The organism is Bacillota bacterium (assembly GCA_018333655.1).
Taxonomy (GTDB): domain Bacteria; phylum Bacillota; class UBA994; order UBA994; family UBA994; genus BS524.
In genome coordinates, this window is the sequence record JAGXTJ010000048.1 from 19,764 (window position 1) to 38,392 (window position 18,629).

Below are 18,629 nucleotides of genomic sequence, written 5' to 3' on the forward strand. Positions count from 1 at the left end.
ATGCGTAGACTGCCGTGGATTGTCAATGTGCTAGCTGTCGTGCTCGTGGCAGGGAGTCTGTACTGGGGTTTTGGCCAGATGAGAGTTAAGAATCAGCTTTTGACACGTTTAGAAAACACCTACCAGCGGGCATTCAACGATCTGGCCTTTAACTTGGCGGCAATCGATGCCGAGCTTGGCAAAGCTACCGTGGCAGGCTCTGAAGAGCAAGCCATGATTCGCCTGGCTGCAGTCTGGCGACAGGCCTACGTAGCGCAGGCCAATGTAGGACAGGTGCCGCTAGGCGTAGCTAGCTTAGAGAACACCGGGCGATTTCTAGCCCGCATCGGCGACGCCGTTCTCTCAATTGCTTCGCGGGGAACGATGCCGACGCCAGAAGATCGGCAGTTGTTATCTGTATTGCGGACGCAAGCTAGGGAGATGGCCACCGCCATGGCGGCTGTGCAGGCCACGGTGCTAGGAGATAACGTGCGCTGGACAGACTTAGAGATGAAAACCCTGCTAGATCGCGCCCCCCGCGACAGCCAAGTATTGGGGCAATTTCGCGCCTTAGAGGACCAAATTCAGCAGTTCCCCGAAATCACTTTCGGTGAACATGTCAATGTGGCGCGCCCCGCTCCGCTGGCCGTCACCGCAGAGACCATTACTCAGGCTACCGCTCTAGAAAGGGCGCGGCACTTCACCCGCGATATTGGGCATAACTTGCAACTGGTCTCACAAACCGAAGTGCTCGAGGCCGAGTTGCCACACTATAGCTTCATCTTTGCCCACCCTCAAGATGCCAATCGCCACATTGTGGTTGAAGTAGTGCGGAGCGGTGGACGTGTGTTTCAGATGTTTAACGAGCGTGAGCCTCGAGCGGCCACCATGGGCCTAGATGCGGCGGAGCAGAGGGCGCGTAACTTCTTAGCAGAACGCGAGCTAGATACCTTAGAGCTTCTCGGCATAGAAGAAGGCGGGTATAGCGCGATTTTCACGTTCTGCCATGTAGAGGATGGCATCCTCTTTTATCCTGACCTGCTGCGTGTAAGGGTGGCCCTTGATAACGGCGAAATCTTAAGTTACGAGGGCAATGGTCATGTCATGTTCCATCGTGTGCGGGGTAATTTTGTGGACCAAATTGGTGTTACCGAGGCACAGGCCAAACTTAACCCTGAGCTAGGCGTGGTCGCCGTACAACGGGTGGTTATCTTCGACCGTCAGGGAAGGGAAGTACTCTGTTACGAATTTACGGTTGAACGCGGTAAAGATAAATTTCTCATCTTCATCAACGCAGTAACGGGGCGCGAAGAAAACATCGTACGGCTTCTAACTCACCCCCTGCCTATGCTGCCAGCCGGCATTTTTAAGCCCTAAGGCAGGTATACCTCCCCCCCGCACAGAAATAGGGGTGGGGGTGTTTTTTTGAGCGCAGCGATGGGGCTTTGCTTAAGTCTGATCATGGGGATAGTGCTAGGCGTAAGTAGCGTCGGGTGGCTGCTCTTAGCCATAAGCCTTGTTGCGTTCACCATTATCGCCTACTGGGGGCTGCGCCTAGGGCTAGTTATTAGCCTGCTTGTGCCCCTTCTTCTTGGGGGTGGCTACATACGTACATTATACAAAGACGAGCCGCCTACCCTGCCTAGCGCTAGTCACTTCAGCGTACGTGCGCTGCAAGCACCCGTTTTACTAGAGAGCAATATTTACCGCGGCTTAGTGCAAGGAGTAGAAAAAGGGCGGCCTTTTCGTCTGCAGCTCTATGCCAGACAGCCATGGCAAGAGAATCATGTGCTGACTATTTCTGGAGAGCAGAGGCGTCCTTTGCCGCCGCAAAACCCAGGCGAGCTTGACTACGCTTCATTTTTGGAGCGGCAAGGTATTGCGGGCCTATTTTTTGCCGAGAGCTTAACGCTAGAGGCGCGTTTTCGGCCTGGCATCTTGAGCAGAGTGCGCACTTTTGTGCGTAACAATACGGCCCGGCTAGACGCTAAACCACGCGCTCTCGTCCGGGCGCTCATTCTTGGCGATCGAAGCGAACTGCCTGATACCGAGAGCGAGAACTGGCGACGGGCAGGGGTAAGCCACGTCTTGGCCGTGTCGGGTACGCATATTACCATCTTTGCCGGGGCGGGGTACTTCTTGCTGCGGCGTCTAATGGGTTACCGCGCGGCCAATTTTTGGGCAGGCTGCTTGGGTATCGGCTACGCCCTACTCGTCGGGGGTAGCATGTCTGCCACGCGCGCCGCCGCCACATTTGCTTTGGTGGCTCTGGCTAATATTACCTTGCGCAAGCCTATACCCTTGCAGGTGATTACGCTTGTAGGGGCGGCGATGTTACTCGTTTCCCCAGACGCCGTGGCTGATGCCGGGTTTCTCTTGTCTTTTGGCGCCACAGCAGGCTTAATTCTTATGACAGAGACACTTGTCGCCTATGTGCCGGGGCCGAAGTTCCTGCGTTACCTAGGTGCTGCCAGCCTCGCGGCGCAGCTTTTCACCTTGCCGATCATTGTCAATATCTTTCATGCCTGGCCTGTCTACGGCTTGCTAGCCAATCTTATCCTCGTTCCGCTTTCGACGGTACTCCTGTATGTCGGTTTTCTCGTCAGTCTCCTCGGCGGCGTGCCTGTTATCGGCGTCATGTTTGCGCATGCTTTTTCCCTTACCGCAAATCTGGCTTCATGGATCGTAGCGGAGTTCGCTAATTTGCCGTTTGCCACTCTTCACCTCATGGCTATGCCGCCCCTCATGGTGGTCACCTTTTATGCCCTCATGCTAGCGGCGCTCGAAGCACACCGCCGACGGCAGCCATTGGCGGTACCTTTACTGCTCCTTATGGCGATCTTCTTAGCTGGGTTCCCCACCCTTGTGCCTTCGTCAGCCACAACCATCACCTTTCTGGCCGTGGGCAATGCCGACGCTATCCACATTTCGCAAGGAGGTAAGCACTACCTAGTAGATACGGCCACAGAAGAAGCGGGCAGGCGCATTGTCGTGCCTTACCTACGCTCGCAGGGCGTAAATGAAGTCGCCGCCGTTTTTATCTCCCATTCTCACGCTGATCATGTGGGGGGTCTCCCAGTAATTGCCGACGAGTTTAAGGTAGGGGCGGTCTACACGGACGCGAGTATTGGGCGCAGCGCTAGTTCGCGTAAAGAACTTAAGGGCGCCTTGCTCACCGCTTGGCAAGCCGCTACCGCAGGCAGCGATGACCTTGACCCTAATCATCGGTCAGTCGTACTCCTGTTTCAGGAGCGTAATTTTAGAGCACTCTTTACTGGTGACATCGGTATTGACGCCGAAAGGCAGATGATGCCGTGGCCTGGCGAGGTAGAAGTGCTCAAGGTACCCCATCATGGGAGCAATACCTCGTCACACAGCGCCCTGCTGGCCCTAGTATCACCAGATGTAGCTGTGATCACTGTCGGCAGCAATAGACACGGGCACCCTCACCCCGCGGTCGTTTCGCGACTAGAACAGAGTGGCGCCTTCGTGATGCGCACTGACGAATTTGGCGCTGTGCGTATCCGCCTCGCAATCGGGTTTTACCACGTTTATAATTTTCGAGAAGGAAGGTGGCAGCGTGTCCGCACTTACGCACTACCAAGAACTAGTCAAGAGCCTCTCCGCGAGAGAACCGCACTCGTTCTATGTCTTTACCGGCACGGAAGAGTGGTATATTAGTGAGGCCTCGCGGGCAGTTGTAGCTAAGGCCTTCTCTACGCACGATTCTTCGCTCATGAGTTTTAACTTGGTGGATTTAGACGGGGAAGATGCGCAGTTGGCCAGAGTGCGACAAGAAATACAGACCCCGCCCTTTTTTGGCGGTCGCAAAGTGGTGCGCGTACGTCAAGCTAAGTTCTTTAAGCAGAGCAAAAAACAAGAAGGCGAAGACGCCAAGTCTCCGCTTGTTGTCTCCGCCGCTCTCGTCACCCTCATTTGCGAGGATGAGAGTGTGAGCCAGAAGAGTAGTCTCTTTAAGGGGCAACAGGTGCAGTTTGTAGACTTCTCCTTTTCGCGTCGACAAGACGCCCTAGGGGCAGCGCAGGTCATCGTGCGTGAGGAGTTAGCGCGCTCTGCCATGCGCATAGAGAGCTCTGCCGCCACCACGCTACTTGAACTTATCGGTGTCAGCGAAAAGCAGCCCTTTGTGCGCGCCTTGCTGCAAGAGACCAAGAAAATTATGGCCTTTAAGAATTTCTCGGGCACCGTTACCGAGAAGGAGGTCCGTTCTTTGGTGGCGCGTAGCGCCGAGGCTAAGTTGTGGGATGTCACCGATGCCATTACCGCTAAAAATAGTGCCAAAGCCCTCAAGCATGTGCAAGAAATTGTGCAGGATGGGGAGGACCCGCTAGTTATACTTGGTACCCTGGCTAGTTTCTTTCGCCAGGCCCTCTTAGCCCGCGAAATGTTTGAAGACCAGCTGCCTCTTGAAACAGCCATAAGTAACATGGCCAAACTCAATGTGCACAGGTTTGTCGCCGAAAAAGCCTACCGAGCCGCACCTAGTTTCTCTCGCTCGCTCCTAGAGCAGTGGCTGACGAAGTGCTTCACCATTAGCCAAGCGGTTAAGCTAGGCAAAGTGAATGCCATCTTGGCACTCGAAATGCTCATCTGCGAGGCCTGTGCACGATGAGTCCTCCCCGACACGGGGTATTACTGTTTGATCGCATAGCAAAAGGGGTTGCCTCATGTGAGTCAACCCCTAAATCAGCTTGCTTGTCTTACTCTGCAGCTGTCAGCTTGTTAAGCTTAAGCGTCAGGCGAGATTTTTTGCGAGAAGCGGTGTTTCTGTGCAGTACGCCTTTGCGCACGGCTTTATCTAAAGTACTGATGGCAGCGCGCAAGCTTTCGACGGTAGTTAGGTCGTTGAACTTGCGTACGGCTGTGCGCACTGAGCTCTTGACCATGCGGTTGCGCAGGTTGCGCTTAGCGGAAATCTTGATTCTCTTAATGGCAGATTTAGTATTGGCCAATGTTGTTTCACCTCCTCGCAATCAGAGCGGTAGCCAAAAACTGAAGAGACACGTGGTATAGTGACGGATACCACCTTCAGCAGTAGGTTACACTACGAGTGTCCTTCAAATTCTAGCAGAAAAACGTGGAGGTAGCAAGAATGAGTACAGCAATAATTCGCTTTGTCACATCCGCGGCTGTGTTGTGGGTGACGGCTATGCTTTTGCCGGGCGTATCGTCGAGCTTGGTGGGGGCATTCTTGGCTGCTGGCACCATCGCTGTCATTGGATGGCTGGGAGAAAACTTCCTCGGCGACAACGTTTCGCGGCAAAATCGTGGTTTCGTGGGTTTCCTAGTAGCGGCGGGAGTAATTTGGCTAACAGGTCAAATTGTCCCCGAGTTTGATGTAGGCCTACTGGGCGCCTTGCTGGCCTCCTTTGTGATTGGGCTTATTGACATGGTCGTGCCCACATTTATAAGGTGAGGGAGTTTTACTCCGTGCGTACAGACTTGGCCATTGAGTCAGGTCCTGTAGATGAAGAACAGAGTGGCGTAGAGATCACTAGGGAGACTTTTGTAGGGGGCAACATCACCAGAGTAAGAGTCTTAAACGAGCAGGGGGCACAAAGGTTTAACAAGCCTCCTGGCTTGTACATTACCTTAGAGTGCCAGAGCATTGCCGAAGAAGATGCCGATCTTCGCCACGAGGTCAGTCAACAAATCGCCAAGGAGCTTGAAAATTTGTGGCCAATTTCTACGCGGGCAGCGCACAGAGCCGCGACTATACTGGTGGTAGGGCTAGGCAACTGGCATGTCACCCCCGATGCCCTAGGCCCAAAGGTTGTGCAAGAACTGTTAGTAACAAGGCATCTCTTGGAACATGCAGCACAGGGATTAGACGAGGGTCTGCAGTCTGTCTGTGCAATTGCGCCCGGCGTCTTAGGGTTGACAGGCATTGAGACCGGTGAAATTATCCTAGGAATAGTGGAGAAAGTTAGGCCCCACATGGTCATAGCGGTTGATGCCTTGGCCTCGCGCAGTGTAGAGCGAGTGGGCACAACAGTGCAAATGACGGACACTGGTATCAGCCCTGGCTCTGGCATAGGCAATAAGCGCAAAGCGCTAACGCGGGAGACTTTAGGTGTCCCCGTCATTGCGATTGGCGTACCCACTGTAGTCTATGCCGCTACCATCGCCAGAGAGGCTGTGGAGCAAGCCCTAGCGGCCATGGTCGGTCTCAGTCACGCGGAGGGCGCAGGAGCCAGAAGACCTACGCTGAGTAAAGAAATGCGGCAGGATCTTCTGCAAAATATCCTGTCTCCCCATGCGGAGAATCTAGTAGTCACCCCGAAAGAGATCGATTCAATCATTAACAATATGTCCAAGGTGATTGCTGGTGGTCTCAATGCCGGCCTGCATCCTAACTTGTACCTAGGCGAAGCTTTGTCCTAATTTATAGAGAGGGAGGCTCCTCTCTATTTTTTTTGGTCAGTAGTGCGTCCAACCCTCATATATATTTATGGTTAGTGAGGTGGGTGAGGGGGCGATGTGGAGTGCGTTTTTTGCTCGCGGTGGGATTAGGGATATTACTGGCCACGACTCTGTGGTCCTTACGCTTGTCCATGCTGCCAGAAGCCATACCCGTGGCCGCCATCAATGACCCCGAACGCAGCCTCGGCCCATTGCTCCTAGCGTCCGAAAAAGCAGAGACAGCTGGCAGCCTATTCTACATGCTACTGTTTAAGGGAGCTTTGCCTGCCTATGAGGCCCTAGGTGAAGAACCGTTTTGGGTGGAGCTGATCGCCTATTTTTCCGATCGCCTGCGTGCTACCGAGCCCCATCTTATTTTGGCACGTGGCATCCCAGGGCTTCAGGCCGTAACTTTTTCGCCTGCAACTGCACCCCCCGTGACTACGCCGGACATTGACCTGCCGCAACCTGTGGATTTACCTCCCCCGACAGGTTTGCCGCGGCCGCCTGTGGTTGTCATTTACCACACTCATAACAGCGAGTCCTTTGTCCCCGATAGCGGGCAAACCCATATTTATGACAACCCCGACAAGACCATTGTGGCCGTGGGGCGAGAGCTCGCGCGCCAACTAGAGAGACTAGGAGCATCAGTTATACATTCCGCTCGCGACCATGTGCGACAAGCCTTCGATCAGTCTTACACGCGCTCCTTAGAGACGGTGAATGAGATTCTCGCCGCATACGACAACATTGACTATGTGTTCGATGTGCACCGCGATGCCCTGCCACGCAGGCTTACGACCACAACCATTGACGGCCAGAGTGTCGCCCGGGTTTACATCGTAGTAGGGGGCAATGAGGCCTTAGGACATCTACATTGGCGCCGAAATTATGCCTTCGCCATGCGGCTGCAAAGTAAGCTCGCCGAGCTGTACCCCGGGTTTTCGCGGGGGATACTGCTGCGCGAGTTTGGGCGTTTTAATCAGCATTTGCACCCGCACTCCTTGCTTATAGAAATTGGCGGGCATGAGAACTCGCTCGACGAGGCGCTGCGCGCCACCGAACACTTGGCGCGGGTCATTATGGCCCTCGATGCCGAACGAGTAAGACCAGAGCGCTAGAATGTGATATAATGACGTGAAGCGCGATGGTTGCGCTATTTTTCTATACGGAGAGAGTGCAGTGCAGGATAGAATTCGCAATTTTTGTATCATCGCACACATCGATCACGGCAAGTCTACCTTGGCTGACCGCTTGATCGAGACTACCGGCACGCTGTCGCAGCGGGAAATGACCGAGCAAGTTCTCGACAACATGGACTTAGAGCGAGAGCGGGGCATTACGATTAAGTTGCAGGCCGTGCGACTTATTTATAACGCCCAAGATGGGCAGGAGTACATGCTTAACTTAATCGATACACCTGGGCACGTGGACTTCTCTTATGAAGTCTCACGTTCTTTGGCCGCCTGTGAAGGTGCGCTGCTCGTGGTCGATGCGGTGCAAGGCATTGAGGCCCAGACTCTAGCCAATGTCTACTTAGCGATAGAAAATAATCTCACGATTATTCCTGTCATCAACAAAATTGACCTACCTTCTGCCGACCCCGAACGGGTGCGCAAAGAGATCGAAGACGTTATCGGTATCGCTACCGATAACGCCATTCTCTGTTCAGCAAAAGAAGGCATCGGCATTGCCGAGATACTAGAGGCCGTAGTGCGTGATATTCCACCCCCCCAGGGTGATATCAACGCACCCCTGCAAGCCCTAATTTTTGACTCCCACTACGACTCGTACCGTGGGGTTATCAGTTATGTGCGCGTAGTTAATGGCAGCATTAAAAAGGGACAAAAAATACTCATGATGGCCACCGACCGCGAGTTTGAGGTGGATGATGTGGGGGTTTTCACCCCCCCGCGTATTCCTGTTAAAGAGCTTGCACCCGGCATGGTCGGGTACTGCATTGCCGGCATTAAGAATGTTAAAGATACGCGCGTTGGCGACACCATCACCAATGCCGTGAACCCAGCCCTAGTGCCTTTGCCTGGGTATCGTAAGAACACGCCCATGGTTTTCTGCGGTCTCTACCCCACAGAGAACAACCAGTACGAAGACCTTAAAGATGCGCTCGATAAGTTAAAGCTCAACGATTCCTCCCTCATTTACGAACCCGAAACCTCAGAAGCCCTAGGGTTTGGCTTTCGCTGTGGTTTCTTGGGGCTCTTGCACATGGAAGTGATACAAGAGCGCTTAGAGCGTGAGTACCAGCTAGACCTCATCACTACAGCCCCTAACACCATCTACCGCATTGTGACCACGGCAGATGAAGTGAAGTTTATCGATAACCCGGCCCATCTACCCCCGAGCAATAAAATACTCACCACGGAGGAGCCCATTGTCAAGGCTAGCATCATTGTGCCAGAGGAGTACATCGGCACCATGATGGAGCTCTGCCAAGGCCGCCGCGGCGTCTTTAAGAATATGGAGTTCCTCGACACGACGCGAGTGGTGCTGACCTACGAGTTGCCGCTCTCAGAAATCCTTTATGACTTTTTCGACCAACTGAAGTCGCGTTCGCGTGGTTACGCTTCGTTAGACTACGAGGTGATCGGCTACCAAGAGTCCGATTTAGTTAAACTAGACATCCTGCTTAATGGTGAAGTGGTCGATGCGCTATCGTGCATCGTGCATTCCGACCGTGCCGTGCATAAGGGCCGCATTTTGACAGAGAAGTTGCGCAAGATTATTCCGCGTCAAATGTTTGACATCCCTATCCAAGCCGCCATCGGGGCAAAAATTGTCGCCCGCGAAACGGTCAAAGCCATGCGTAAAGACGTACTAGCCAAGTGTTACGGTGGCGATATCAGCCGCAAGCGTAAGCTCCTAGAAAAGCAAAAAGAAGGCAAGAAGCGCATGAAAAATGTCGGCAATGTAGAGATTCCACAAGAAGCCTTCATGGCCATTCTTAAGGTGGATGATGAATAGTGCTCGGGCTGTATGTCCATGTGCCCTTCTGTCTAAGTAAGTGCCATTACTGCGATTTCTACTCGCTTAAGCACAGTGCCCCCGCGGAAGAAGCCTATGTGAGCGCCCTGCTACAAGAAGTAGCCCTTAAGGGTCAGCTGTGGGGAGGGTCGGCACAGACCCTCTACTTTGGGGGCGGCACGCCGAGCACGCTCGGTCTAAACTCCCTGGCTCTAATTCTAAAAGCTTTCGACCGCTACTTTCCGCGCGCGACCGCTAGTGAAGTAACTTATGAAGTTAACCCAGGCACGGTGCAGGCAGGCGATTTTGTCAGGCTGCGTAGCCTCGGCATAAACCGTATCAGTATCGGGCTGCAATCGCATCTAGATAGTCACCTACACATGCTCGGCCGCCCGCACACCCTGGCTGATTTTCACAGCGCAGTGCAAGGAATAAAGGCGGCCGGGTTCGACAATTTTAGCGTAGACGCCCTCTACGGCCTCCCCTTACAGACGGTGAGCGATTACTTGGCCACTCTAGACTGCCTTGTGGCCACAGGGGCCACCCACATTTCGGCCTATGCCCTGCAGATTGAGAGCGGTACGCAGTTTGCGCAGCTTAAAGAGCAAGGCAGACTGGTCCCAAGTGGCGAGGACGAGGTCGCCGACATGATGCTGGCCGGACGAGATTTCCTTCGCGCGAGAGGCTTCGTGCATTACGAAATCAGTAATTTTGCTCGCCCTGGGTACGAAAGTAAGCACAACCGCCTCTACTGGCAAAATCGCGAATACCTAGGGTTTGGACCGTCAGCCGCCAGCTTCATCGGCAGGCGGCGGTTTGCTAATATAGCTGATATCGAGGGTTACTGCCACAGACTCAAGCAGGGGATGCTTGCCACCGCATCCTGCGAAAAACTGACTAAGTCTCTCGAAATGGCCGAAACAATGATCCTCGGGCTGCGTATGCTAGAAGAAGGGGTCAAGCGCAGAGATTTCGCACAGCGCTTTGGGCCTGACCCCCTAGATTACTACGGCGAGCAGCTTGCACCCTGTGTCAGGCAAGGGCTACTGCATGTTGACGACATAGCCTTGCGCCTTACAGCCAAGGGTTTTCCCCTTGCCAGTCAAGTTCAAATGGCTTTCCTGCTCTGACTCTTGACAAAGAGTTCGGCCTAGTGGTATTTTTGTACTATACCGTTAGCACTCCCACCTGATGAGTGCTAACAAGATAATGGGGTGGTGGTGATGCTAGACGAGCGCAAGCGGCAGGTGCTGTTTGCTATAGTGCGCGACTACATTCAAACTGCTGAGCCTGTCGGCTCAAGAACCATCGCTCGCCGTTACTCTTTTGGTATCGGCGCGGCAACAATTCGCAACGAAATGGCTGACCTTGAGGAGTTAGGTTATCTTGAGCAGCCTCATACATCTGCAGGTCGCATTCCCTCAGACAGGGGCTATCGGTGCTACGTCGACTCTCTGGCGGAACTGCCGGAGCTTACTGCCGCAGAAGCCTCCCTTGTTAAGAGGCATTTTAGCGGTAGACTGCGCGGGCAAGAAATCGTCCTAGAGGCGGCAGCGCGACTTCTCTCCTCTATCACTAACTATACTTCTATAGTTATTGGGCCCTCTCCTGTACAAACTAAGCTCAAGGTCATGCAGGTAGTTCCCTTGAACGACCACAGCGCCGTACTCATGATCGTGGCTGACAATGGCTTCGTCGCTAATGAAGTAATTATGCTGCCTCCGGGTATCTCCGCTGAAGACCTCAGTGAAATTTGCCGGTTCATAACCGCTAAGTATCGCGGCTACGCCATTGATCGACTGCACGACTTTGACTTTCGCACGGGGGCCGGCGATTTTGCGCTCGGCGCATCAGCCTTCGAGCAGGCCATGGACAGTCTAATCGCGAGCCTAGAGCGTCATGAAGGCGAGCGCGTAGTGCTAGGCGGGGCCACTAACATTCTTAATCAACGTGAGTTCAAGGATGTTAGCAAGTTGCGAGAGATACTCAAAGTTCTCGAGATGCAAGAGCAAGTTTTTAAGCTGGTCACCACAGCCGCTGCTAATCCGCTTTCGATCAGTATCGGCGCCGAGAATGCACTCGAGGCCATGCGCGATTGTTCGCTTATTACCGCAAGCTACACCATCGCCGGTGAGGGTGTAGGGCACATCAGCATCCTAGGGCCTACGCGCATGGAGTATCCGCGGGTTATCGCACTTCTTAATTATGTAAGCAAAGTTATTGGTCAAGGCTAATTCTTTAGGGAATCAAAAAGGGGTGTAGCATATTGGAGCAACAAAACAATCAAGAGACGGAGCAACCAGTAAAGGAACAACCCTCAGTGCAGGAACTCGAGTCTAGGCTGCTGCGCCTGCAAGCCGACATGGAAAATATGCGGCGGCGTCATCAGCGCGAGAAAGAAGATTTGTGGGAAGTCGTAGCGGCAGATCTTTTATGTCAGCTGCTACCAACGATGGATAGCTTTGATCGTGCCATAAAAGTCCTACCCACGGGTGATTGGACACAGGGCATGGTCATGGTACATAAGCAATTTCAAGAGGTTCTCGCTCGGGTAGGGCTTACGCCTGTTGACTGTGCTTGCGCATTTGATCCGCAGTACCATGAGGCCGTGGCCATTGATGAGGACCCCACATCCCCCGAAAACACCATCACCGCTGAGCTAGAGCGTGGCTACAAGCTCAGGGGCCGAGTTTTAAGACCAAGCAAAGTAAGAGTTTCAGTTGGAGGTATGAGCAATGAGTAAGATTATTGGCATCGATTTAGGCACAACTAATTCCGTAGTCAGCTACCTTGAGGGCGGCGAACCTGTCGTCCTACCCAATACCGAGGGCAGCAGGCTGACACCATCCGTAGTCGGTTTCTCTAAGAGCGGTGAGCTCCTCGTGGGGGCCATCGCCAAGCGTCAGGCCATCAGCAACCCCGACCGCACCATCAGCTCCATCAAGCGGCAAATGGGCACGAACCATAAAGTAAAAGTAGACGGCAAGGAATATACGCCGCAAGAAATTTCGGCCATGATTTTGCGTAAGCTCAAGCAAGATGCCGAGGCTTACCTGGGCACGACCATCGAAAAAGCCATTATCACGGTCCCTGCTTACTTTACCGACAGCCAAAGGCAAGCCACAAAAGATGCGGGCACCATTGCCGGGCTTGAGGTTATGCGCATTATCAACGAGCCGACCGCAGCGGCCCTAGCCTATGGCCTAGATAAGGGTCAAGACCACACCATACTCGTCTTCGACTTAGGCGGTGGCACTTTCGATGTCTCTATTTTAGAACTAGGTGACGGACTCTTTGAGGTGAAAGCTACCTCTGGCAATAACAGGCTAGGTGGCGATGACTTCGATCAACGTCTGCTCGATCACCTAGTCAAAGAATTCAAGAAGACCGCGGGCCTAGACCTTTCTAAGGACCGCGTGGCCGTGCAGCGCCTACGCGAAGCGGCCGAGAAGGCTAAAATTGAGTTGTCCACCTTGCAACAGACCAATATCAACCTGCCCTTTATCACCATGGATGCTGAAGGCCCCAAACATTTAGACATTACCGTCACACGGGCTAAGTTCGATGAACTGACCGAAGATCTTGTAGAGCTCACCATGGGTCCCGCACGCCGCGCCTTGCAGGATTCTGGCCTTGAGCCGCATCAAATCGATAAAGTTATCTTGGTCGGGGGCTCTACCCGCATCCCTGCTGTACAAGAGGCTGTGCGCCGCTTAATCGGCAAAGACCCGCACAAAGGGGTAAACCCCGACGAAGTGGTAGCTCTAGGTGCGGCCATTCAGGGGGGCGTACTGTCAGGTGATGTCAAGAACGTCGTCTTGCTTGACGTAACGCCGCTATCTCTCGGCATCGAAACGCTAGGTGGGGTGCTGACTAAGCTTATCGAGCGCAACACCACCATTCCCACCTCTAAGAGCCAGACATTTTCTACCGCTGCCGATCATCAAACCTCAGTTGAGATTCATGTGCTGCAGGGTGAGCGGGCCATGGCCGCCGACAATGTCACCCTAGGGCGCTTCACTCTCGATGGCATTCCGCCGGCACCGCGGGGTATTCCCAAGATCGAAGTCACCTTCGATATTGACGTCAATGGTATAGTCAATGTTAAGGCTAAGGACATGGCCACCAGCAAGGAGCAGCGCATCAGTATTACCTCGAGCATCGGCCTCTCGGATCACGACATTGACCGCATGGTTAAGGACGCCGAGAAGCACGCCGCAGAGGACCAAAAGCGCAGAGAGCTCGTTGAGGCCAAGAATCAGGCCGAGCAGTTGGCCTACTCCGCCGAGAAGACCCTAAAAGACCTTGGTGACAAAGCACCAGAAGATAAAGCCGCGGCCGTCACGAGCGCCGTCGCCGAAGCTCGCACCGCCATTGCCTCTGGCGATATCAACAAAATAAAAGAAGCGACAGAGACGCTGACCAAGCTCGTCGACGAGCTGGCTACTCTCATGTACAATCAGTCGCAAGCCGAGGCAAGTGAGGCCAAGAGCGGTGAACAACAGGGCGACGACACTATCGATGCCGATTTCTACGATGTAGATAAGAAGTAGTAATTAATACTAGGGGGTTTCGCTAAACCCCCTTCTTTTAGATTTTAGGGGGGGTCGCACGATGGCCAAGCGAGACTACTATGAAGTACTAGGCATTCCTAGGTCAGCTGAAGAAACAGAAATCAAAAAAGCCTACCGCAAGTTAGCGCGGCAGTACCATCCTGATGTCAACCCCGATGATTCCTCTGCCGCCGAAAAGTTCAAAGAAGTAACTGAGGCCTACGAAATTTTAAGCGATAACGACAAGCGGGCCACCTACGATCGCCACGGGCATGCGGCCTTTGAGCAGGGCGGCGGGCAGGGCCCCTTTGGCGGTGGCTTCACGGGGGACTTTAGTGGTTTTGGTGGCATGGACGACATCATGGACATGATGTTTGGCGGGGGCATGCGTCGACAGCGCACAGGGCCAGAAAAGGGCCCCGACTTGCAGTATGAGCTCGAGATCGATTTTGTCGATGCCGCTTTAGGCAAAGAAGTAGAACTTGAGATTCCCCGCACCGAAGCCTGTGATACTTGTAACGGCAGTGGCGCAAAGCCTGGCACTAAGCCCGAAACCTGTGCCACTTGCAAGGGTTCAGGTCAGGTGAGTTTTGCGCAGAACACCATATTGGGGCGCATAAATTCGGTGCGCACTTGCGACCGTTGCCACGGTACCGGCAAGATTATTAGCTCACCCTGTGCTGCCTGCGCTGGCAGGGGAGCCGTGCGCAGGCGTCGCAAAGTGGCCGTTAAGATTCCGCCTGGGGTAGATACGGGCACACGTCTGCGCCTGAGTGGCGAGGGTGAGGCTGGTCAGCGTGGCGGCCCGCCCGGCGATCTCTTTGTGTTGCTGCGTGTGCGTGCACACCCTGTTTTTAGGCGCCAGGGCGCAGATTTACTCCTCGATGTCCATATCTCCTTCCCTAAGGCTGCCCTAGGGGGCAAAACTCAAGTTAAGATTATTGGCGATGAACTGGTCGAAGTTGCCATTGCCCCAGGTACGCAGAGCGGTGCGGTTTTGCGCCAGAAGGGCAAGGGGCTCACTAAGCTTGGTAGCGTCTACAAGGGAGACTTAGTGGTGACCATCGTGGTAGATACACCCAAAAAATTGTCTAGCAAAGAAAAAGATCTCCTAAAACAGCTGGCAGAAGCGATGGGCGAGGTCGTTGACGATAAGGGAATCTTAGGTCGGGTGCGAGACGCATTACGCTAGGAGGTCAGCTGATGAAGTGGATGGAGATTACCGTTGTGACGAGCCAAGAGGCCAAAGAAGCGGTGGCAGACGTCTTTTACCGGGCCGGCGCTAATGGCGTCGTGGTCGAAGATGCCTCGCTACCCATTTTGGCAGATGATGTGGAGGATTACTCTCTCATCTCTGTGCCCGACATCCCCTTAGAAGAGGTACGGGTTACGGCCTACTTGCCCCTCTTGGAGGTGACGCCAGGCTTCGTTGAGGAAATACGCTTGGCCGTGGCGGCCCTAGCCGACTTTGGTCTTGACCCTAGTCCGGCAGAAGTCCTTATTAACGAAGTAGCCGAAGAAGATTGGGCTACAGCCTGGAAGCAGTACTACCAGCCGATCATTGTGGGGGAGAAACTGGTCATCAAACCATCCTGGGATACCTTTGTCCCTAGCGGAAACCCCGCTATTGTCGATTTAGATCCTGGTATGGCCTTTGGTACCGGTAATCACGCGACCACCATGATGTGCCTCGAGTTTTTACACGAAGAAGACTTAGCCGGTAAGCGGGTGCTAGACATGGGGTGCGGTTCCGGCATTCTGTCGCTGGCAGCGGCAAAACTAGGTGCAAAATCTGTGCTCGCCTTAGACTACGACCCTCTGGCGGTCAAGGTGGCACTTGAAAACGTCCTACACAACAAGCTGCAATCGAGAATAGAGGTCAAAGAGAGCGACCTTTTCGCTGCCGCGCGGGGCACCTATGATCTAGTCGTCGCCAATATTATTGCGCGCGTAGTAGTCGACCTCATAGCGTCGCTTGAGAAGTACCTGGCTCCGAATGGTGTTTTCTTGGCCTCTGGCATTATACGCGACAAATTAGAGGCCGTGTTGTCAGCGCTTGACGCGCATGGCTTCAAGGTGCGTAGCGTGTCCGAGCAGGGCGAGTGGGTAGCTCTCACTGCCATACGCAAGGCTAACTAGTATGCCGCGCTTTGTTTTTGCAGCTACAGAGGTTGGCAAGGGCAAAATTACGGGCGACGAAGCTCACCATGTGCTCAGGGTGCACCGCCACAAGGTGGGTGACACCATTGCTGTCGCCGACGGTAGTGCACTCTATGTTGCCAGAATCAGCGCGGTCGAAGGCGGAGAAGTGTGGCTCGACTTAGGTGAAGCCATGCCAAGCAAAGAGTCACCGCTACGGGTTACGCTCTACCAAGGGCTCCTCAAGGCCGATCTCTTTGATTACACCATCGTCAAGGCCGTAGAACTTGGCGTGCATAGCATCGTGCCGCTACTGTGCGAGCGTACAGTAGTACGCTTGACGCAGGCTAAAGCGCATGAGAAAGTGTCGCGCTGGCAACGCCTAGCCGCCGAGGCCGCCAAGCAATGCGGACGGGCTGTAGTACCCATAGTACACCCGCCTCTGCCTCTGCCAGAGGCCTGGCACAACGAGACCGCTTCTCTTAAGCTTATCGCTTACGAGGGTGGGGGGCACCCCCTCAAAGAAGCCTTAAGGGGGCCGGGTGCTCACTCCTCCGTGGCCTGTGTGATCGGGACCGAGGGGGGTTTTTCAACGGAAGAAGTAGCAATGGCGAAGCATTATGGGTTTTTGCCTGTTACATTGGGCCCGCGTATATTACGCGCGGAGACGGCGCCGCTGGCGTTGTTGTCAGTAATCATGTATGAATTAGGAGATTTAGGCTAAATGTTGACAGTAGGGTTTTATACCTTGGGCTGCAAGGTCAATCAACAGGAGACGAGCGCCCTGGCCGCCAAATTTAAGGCCGCTCTCTTTCGCGAGGTCGACTTTGCCTCACCCGCAGACATCTATGTTATAAATACTTGTGTTGTCACGAGCCAGGCCGAGCGCAAATCGCGAGCACTAGCGAAGCGACAAAAAAAGAAACACCCCACGGCCTTTGTTGTGTTGGCGGGGTGTTTTCCGCAAGTAGCCCGAGATAAGGCCGCGGCTTTAGGCATGGAACTAGTAGTCGGCAGCAATGACAAAGGTCGCATAGTCGAGCTGGTCAAAGAAGCTCTGGCCGAAAGGCCGCAGCAAGTGCATATCACGCCCTGGAGCGCAAACACTGCCTTTGAAGTTGTCGCTGAAGAATATAGTACCGACCGCGCTCGTGCCACTCTCAAGGTGCAGGATGGCTGCGAGCAGTACTGCGCCTACTGCATTATTCCTTACGCGCGCGGGCCCGAGCGCTCGCTGCCCTTAAACGCGGTGCAAAAGCAGGCCGAGGCGCTCCTACAACAGGGTTATAAAGAGATTATCTTGAGCGGCATCCATCTCGGAGCCTACGGGCGTGACCTCACCCCAGAGCTATCTTTAGCCACGCTTGCCGAAACCCTCGCTAAATTGCCCGGCCTAGTCCGGCTCCGCCTAGGCTCGGTAGAACCCACCGATGTAACTACAGAGCTCATAACTACCCTTGCCAGGCACGAAAATATCTGTCGCCATCTGCATATTCCGCTACAGAGCGGCAGCACAACCGTGCTAGGGCGTATGGGTCGCCCTTACACCCCAGCAGGTTTTAGCGCGATCACTAGCTCTCTGCGGCAACTCCTACCCGACATAGGTATAACGAGCGACGTCATTGTGGGTTTCCCTGGCGAAACAGTCGCAGAGCACGAGGAGTCTCTCGCCTTCGTCAAAGCTATGGAGTTCGCGCGAGTACATGTCTTTCGCTATTCACGTCGGCCGGGTACTAGGGCCGCCGAAATGAAGGAGCAAATCCTAGACAGTGTTAAAGACGCTCGCTATGAGGCCATGCAGGCCCTAACGTGCGCCGGGCAGGAGAGCTTTCACGCATCTCATCTAGGAAAAACGGTCGCCGTCTTGGTCGAAAACGAGCCGGGCGAACTTCGCCTAGGCCATACATCCTCCTATCTTAAAGTCGCCTTCCCCGGGCCGAGCGAGCTAATGGGGGAAGTGGTGTCCGTAAAAGTGCTAGGTACTACCCCAGACGGTGTCTACGGCGAGGTTGCCAAGTAAGCTCAGTAATTCGAAAGGTGTGAGAAGATATGCCCTGTCTTTTTTGCCGCATCATTGCTAAAGAGCTACCTGCCAAAGTTCTCTACGAAGACGATTACGTTCTCGCCATTGCCGATATAAACCCTGTTGCCCCAGTGCACATTTTAATCATGCCCAAAAAACATATTGCCCGCATTGACTCGCCCGAAGCCATCGACTGCACTTCTGCACTTTTCTCTGCCGTTAAACAGCTCGTCGCACTCCACAATCTCAGCGACCCCGGTTTTCGCGTCGTAACTAACGCCGGCCACGCCGGTGGGCAGAGTGTAGACCACCTGCACCTACACCTCCTAGGCGGCCGCCAACTCACCTGGCCCCCCGGCTAAAAACGCCGCGATAGCGGGGACGGTTGCGACAGAGGGGACGGCAGACTGTGTGAAAAGGACCTAAGTTAGAAGCAAGAGGCAAGACGCAAGAGAGAAGGTTCTTTTATTAACCACAGAGGACACAGAGTATGAAAGAGAGGAACAAGGAGTTTAGTTGCGCAGTCGTAG

17 protein-coding genes are annotated in these 18,629 nt (G+C 54.0%); 16 read left to right on the forward strand and 1 reads right to left on the reverse strand.

All coding sequences use genetic code 11. The annotated features are described in order from the left end of the window. The 3 genes from ypeB to holA are packed head-to-tail and all read left to right on the forward strand — an operon-like array spanning position 1 to position 4,612. Positions 1-1,356, forward strand: coding sequence for a germination protein YpeB (ypeB, locus tag KGZ92_09210; GenBank protein MBS3889441.1), 1,356 nt, complete (start codon positions 1-3; stop codon positions 1,354-1,356). 48 nt (positions 1,357-1,404) lie between these two features. Continuing rightward, the gene (locus KGZ92_09215) at positions 1,405-3,660 is read left to right on the forward strand and encodes a DNA internalization-related competence protein ComEC/Rec2 (GenBank protein MBS3889442.1); all 2,256 of its coding nucleotides are present in this window, start codon (positions 1,405-1,407) and stop codon (positions 3,658-3,660) included. Beyond that, positions 3,560-4,612: a DNA polymerase III subunit delta gene (gene holA, locus KGZ92_09220; GenBank protein MBS3889443.1), complete on the forward strand. Its 1,053-nt coding sequence runs from the start codon at positions 3,560-3,562 to the stop codon at positions 4,610-4,612. Before KGZ92_09215 ends, holA begins: the two co-directional genes overlap by 101 nt. 88 nt (positions 4,613-4,700) lie before the next feature. Here the strand turns inward: holA and rpsT are convergent, their stop codons facing one another. Continuing rightward, positions 4,701-4,952, reverse strand: coding sequence for a 30S ribosomal protein S20 (rpsT, locus tag KGZ92_09225; protein ID MBS3889444.1), 252 nt, complete (start codon positions 4,950-4,952; stop codon positions 4,701-4,703). A gap of 140 nt (positions 4,953-5,092) precedes the next feature. Here rpsT and KGZ92_09230 point away from each other — a divergent pair, with 140 nt between their 5' ends. The 13 genes from KGZ92_09230 (at position 5,093) to KGZ92_09290 (ending at position 18,461) form a co-directional block, all read left to right on the forward strand. Then, on the forward strand, positions 5,093-5,416 hold the full coding sequence (locus KGZ92_09230) for a phage holin family protein (GenBank protein MBS3889445.1): 324 nt from the start codon (positions 5,093-5,095) through the stop codon (positions 5,414-5,416). Continuing rightward, the gene (gpr, locus tag KGZ92_09235; GenBank protein MBS3889446.1) at positions 5,413-6,384 is read left to right on the forward strand and encodes a GPR endopeptidase; all 972 of its coding nucleotides are present in this window, start codon (positions 5,413-5,415) and stop codon (positions 6,382-6,384) included. The genes KGZ92_09230 and gpr overlap by 4 nt, the downstream gene beginning before the upstream one ends. Positions 6,385-6,485: 101 nt before the next feature. Then, complete coding sequence (locus KGZ92_09240; GenBank protein MBS3889447.1) at positions 6,486-7,523, forward strand: stage II sporulation protein P; 1,038 nt, start codon at positions 6,486-6,488, stop codon at positions 7,521-7,523. A gap of 37 nt (positions 7,524-7,560) precedes the next feature. Continuing rightward, the gene (gene lepA, locus KGZ92_09245) at positions 7,561-9,384 is read left to right on the forward strand and encodes a translation elongation factor 4 (GenBank protein ID MBS3889448.1); all 1,824 of its coding nucleotides are present in this window, start codon (positions 7,561-7,563) and stop codon (positions 9,382-9,384) included. After that, complete coding sequence (gene hemW / locus KGZ92_09250) at positions 9,384-10,514, forward strand: radical SAM family heme chaperone HemW (GenBank protein ID MBS3889449.1); 1,131 nt, start codon at positions 9,384-9,386, stop codon at positions 10,512-10,514. The genes lepA and hemW overlap by 1 nt, the downstream gene beginning before the upstream one ends. 93 nt (positions 10,515-10,607) lie before the next feature. Beyond that, entirely contained in the window at positions 10,608-11,618 is a 1,011-nt protein-coding gene (gene hrcA, locus KGZ92_09255; protein MBS3889450.1) for a heat-inducible transcription repressor HrcA, read from the forward strand. A 32-nt stretch (positions 11,619-11,650) separates the two neighbouring features. After that, the gene (locus KGZ92_09260) at positions 11,651-12,127 is read left to right on the forward strand and encodes a nucleotide exchange factor GrpE (protein ID MBS3889451.1); all 477 of its coding nucleotides are present in this window, start codon (positions 11,651-11,653) and stop codon (positions 12,125-12,127) included. Then, positions 12,120-13,937 carry a molecular chaperone DnaK gene (gene dnaK / locus KGZ92_09265; protein MBS3889452.1) on the forward strand — a complete coding sequence of 606 codons (1,818 nt, stop codon included), beginning with the start codon at positions 12,120-12,122 and terminating at the stop codon, positions 13,935-13,937. Before KGZ92_09260 ends, dnaK begins: the two co-directional genes overlap by 8 nt. A 61-nt stretch (positions 13,938-13,998) precedes the next feature. Then, on the forward strand, positions 13,999-15,129 hold the full coding sequence (gene dnaJ / locus KGZ92_09270) for a molecular chaperone DnaJ (GenBank protein MBS3889453.1): 1,131 nt from the start codon (positions 13,999-14,001) through the stop codon (positions 15,127-15,129). A gap of 11 nt (positions 15,130-15,140) precedes the next feature. After that, positions 15,141-16,076, forward strand: coding sequence for a 50S ribosomal protein L11 methyltransferase (prmA, locus tag KGZ92_09275; GenBank protein MBS3889454.1), 936 nt, complete (start codon positions 15,141-15,143; stop codon positions 16,074-16,076). A 1-nt stretch (position 16,077) separates the two neighbouring features. Next, on the forward strand, positions 16,078-16,800 hold the full coding sequence (locus tag KGZ92_09280) for a 16S rRNA (uracil(1498)-N(3))-methyltransferase (protein ID MBS3889455.1): 723 nt from the start codon (positions 16,078-16,080) through the stop codon (positions 16,798-16,800). Next, the gene (mtaB, locus tag KGZ92_09285) at positions 16,801-18,096 is read left to right on the forward strand and encodes a tRNA (N(6)-L-threonylcarbamoyladenosine(37)-C(2))-methylthiotransferase MtaB (protein MBS3889456.1); all 1,296 of its coding nucleotides are present in this window, start codon (positions 16,801-16,803) and stop codon (positions 18,094-18,096) included. It begins immediately after the preceding gene. A gap of 29 nt (positions 18,097-18,125) precedes the next feature. Beyond that, positions 18,126-18,461 carry an HIT domain-containing protein gene (locus KGZ92_09290; protein MBS3889457.1) on the forward strand — a complete coding sequence of 112 codons (336 nt, stop codon included), beginning with the start codon at positions 18,126-18,128 and terminating at the stop codon, positions 18,459-18,461. The last annotated feature ends 168 nt before the right edge of the window (positions 18,462-18,629 follow it).

What these genes read in the sequence shown, in the direction of transcription:
- dnaJ (MBS3889453.1), top strand. Translation starts at nt 13,999, where the DNA reads ATGGCCAAGCGAGACTACTATGAAGTACTAGGCATTCCTAGGTCAGCT.
- KGZ92_09280 (MBS3889455.1), top strand. Translation starts at nt 16,078, where the DNA reads ATGCCGCGCTTTGTTTTTGCAGCTACAGAGGTTGGCAAGGGCAAAATT.
- KGZ92_09230 (MBS3889445.1), top strand. Translation starts at nt 5,093, where the DNA reads ATGAGTACAGCAATAATTCGCTTTGTCACATCCGCGGCTGTGTTGTGG.
- hrcA (MBS3889450.1), top strand. Translation starts at nt 10,608, where the DNA reads ATGCTAGACGAGCGCAAGCGGCAGGTGCTGTTTGCTATAGTGCGCGAC.
- prmA (MBS3889454.1), top strand. Translation starts at nt 15,141, where the DNA reads ATGAAGTGGATGGAGATTACCGTTGTGACGAGCCAAGAGGCCAAAGAA.
- dnaK (MBS3889452.1), top strand. Translation starts at nt 12,120, where the DNA reads ATGAGTAAGATTATTGGCATCGATTTAGGCACAACTAATTCCGTAGTC.
- mtaB (MBS3889456.1), top strand. Translation starts at nt 16,801, where the DNA reads ATGTTGACAGTAGGGTTTTATACCTTGGGCTGCAAGGTCAATCAACAG.
- ypeB (MBS3889441.1), top strand. Translation starts at nt 1, where the DNA reads ATGCGTAGACTGCCGTGGATTGTCAATGTGCTAGCTGTCGTGCTCGTG.
- KGZ92_09290 (MBS3889457.1), top strand. Translation starts at nt 18,126, where the DNA reads ATGCCCTGTCTTTTTTGCCGCATCATTGCTAAAGAGCTACCTGCCAAA.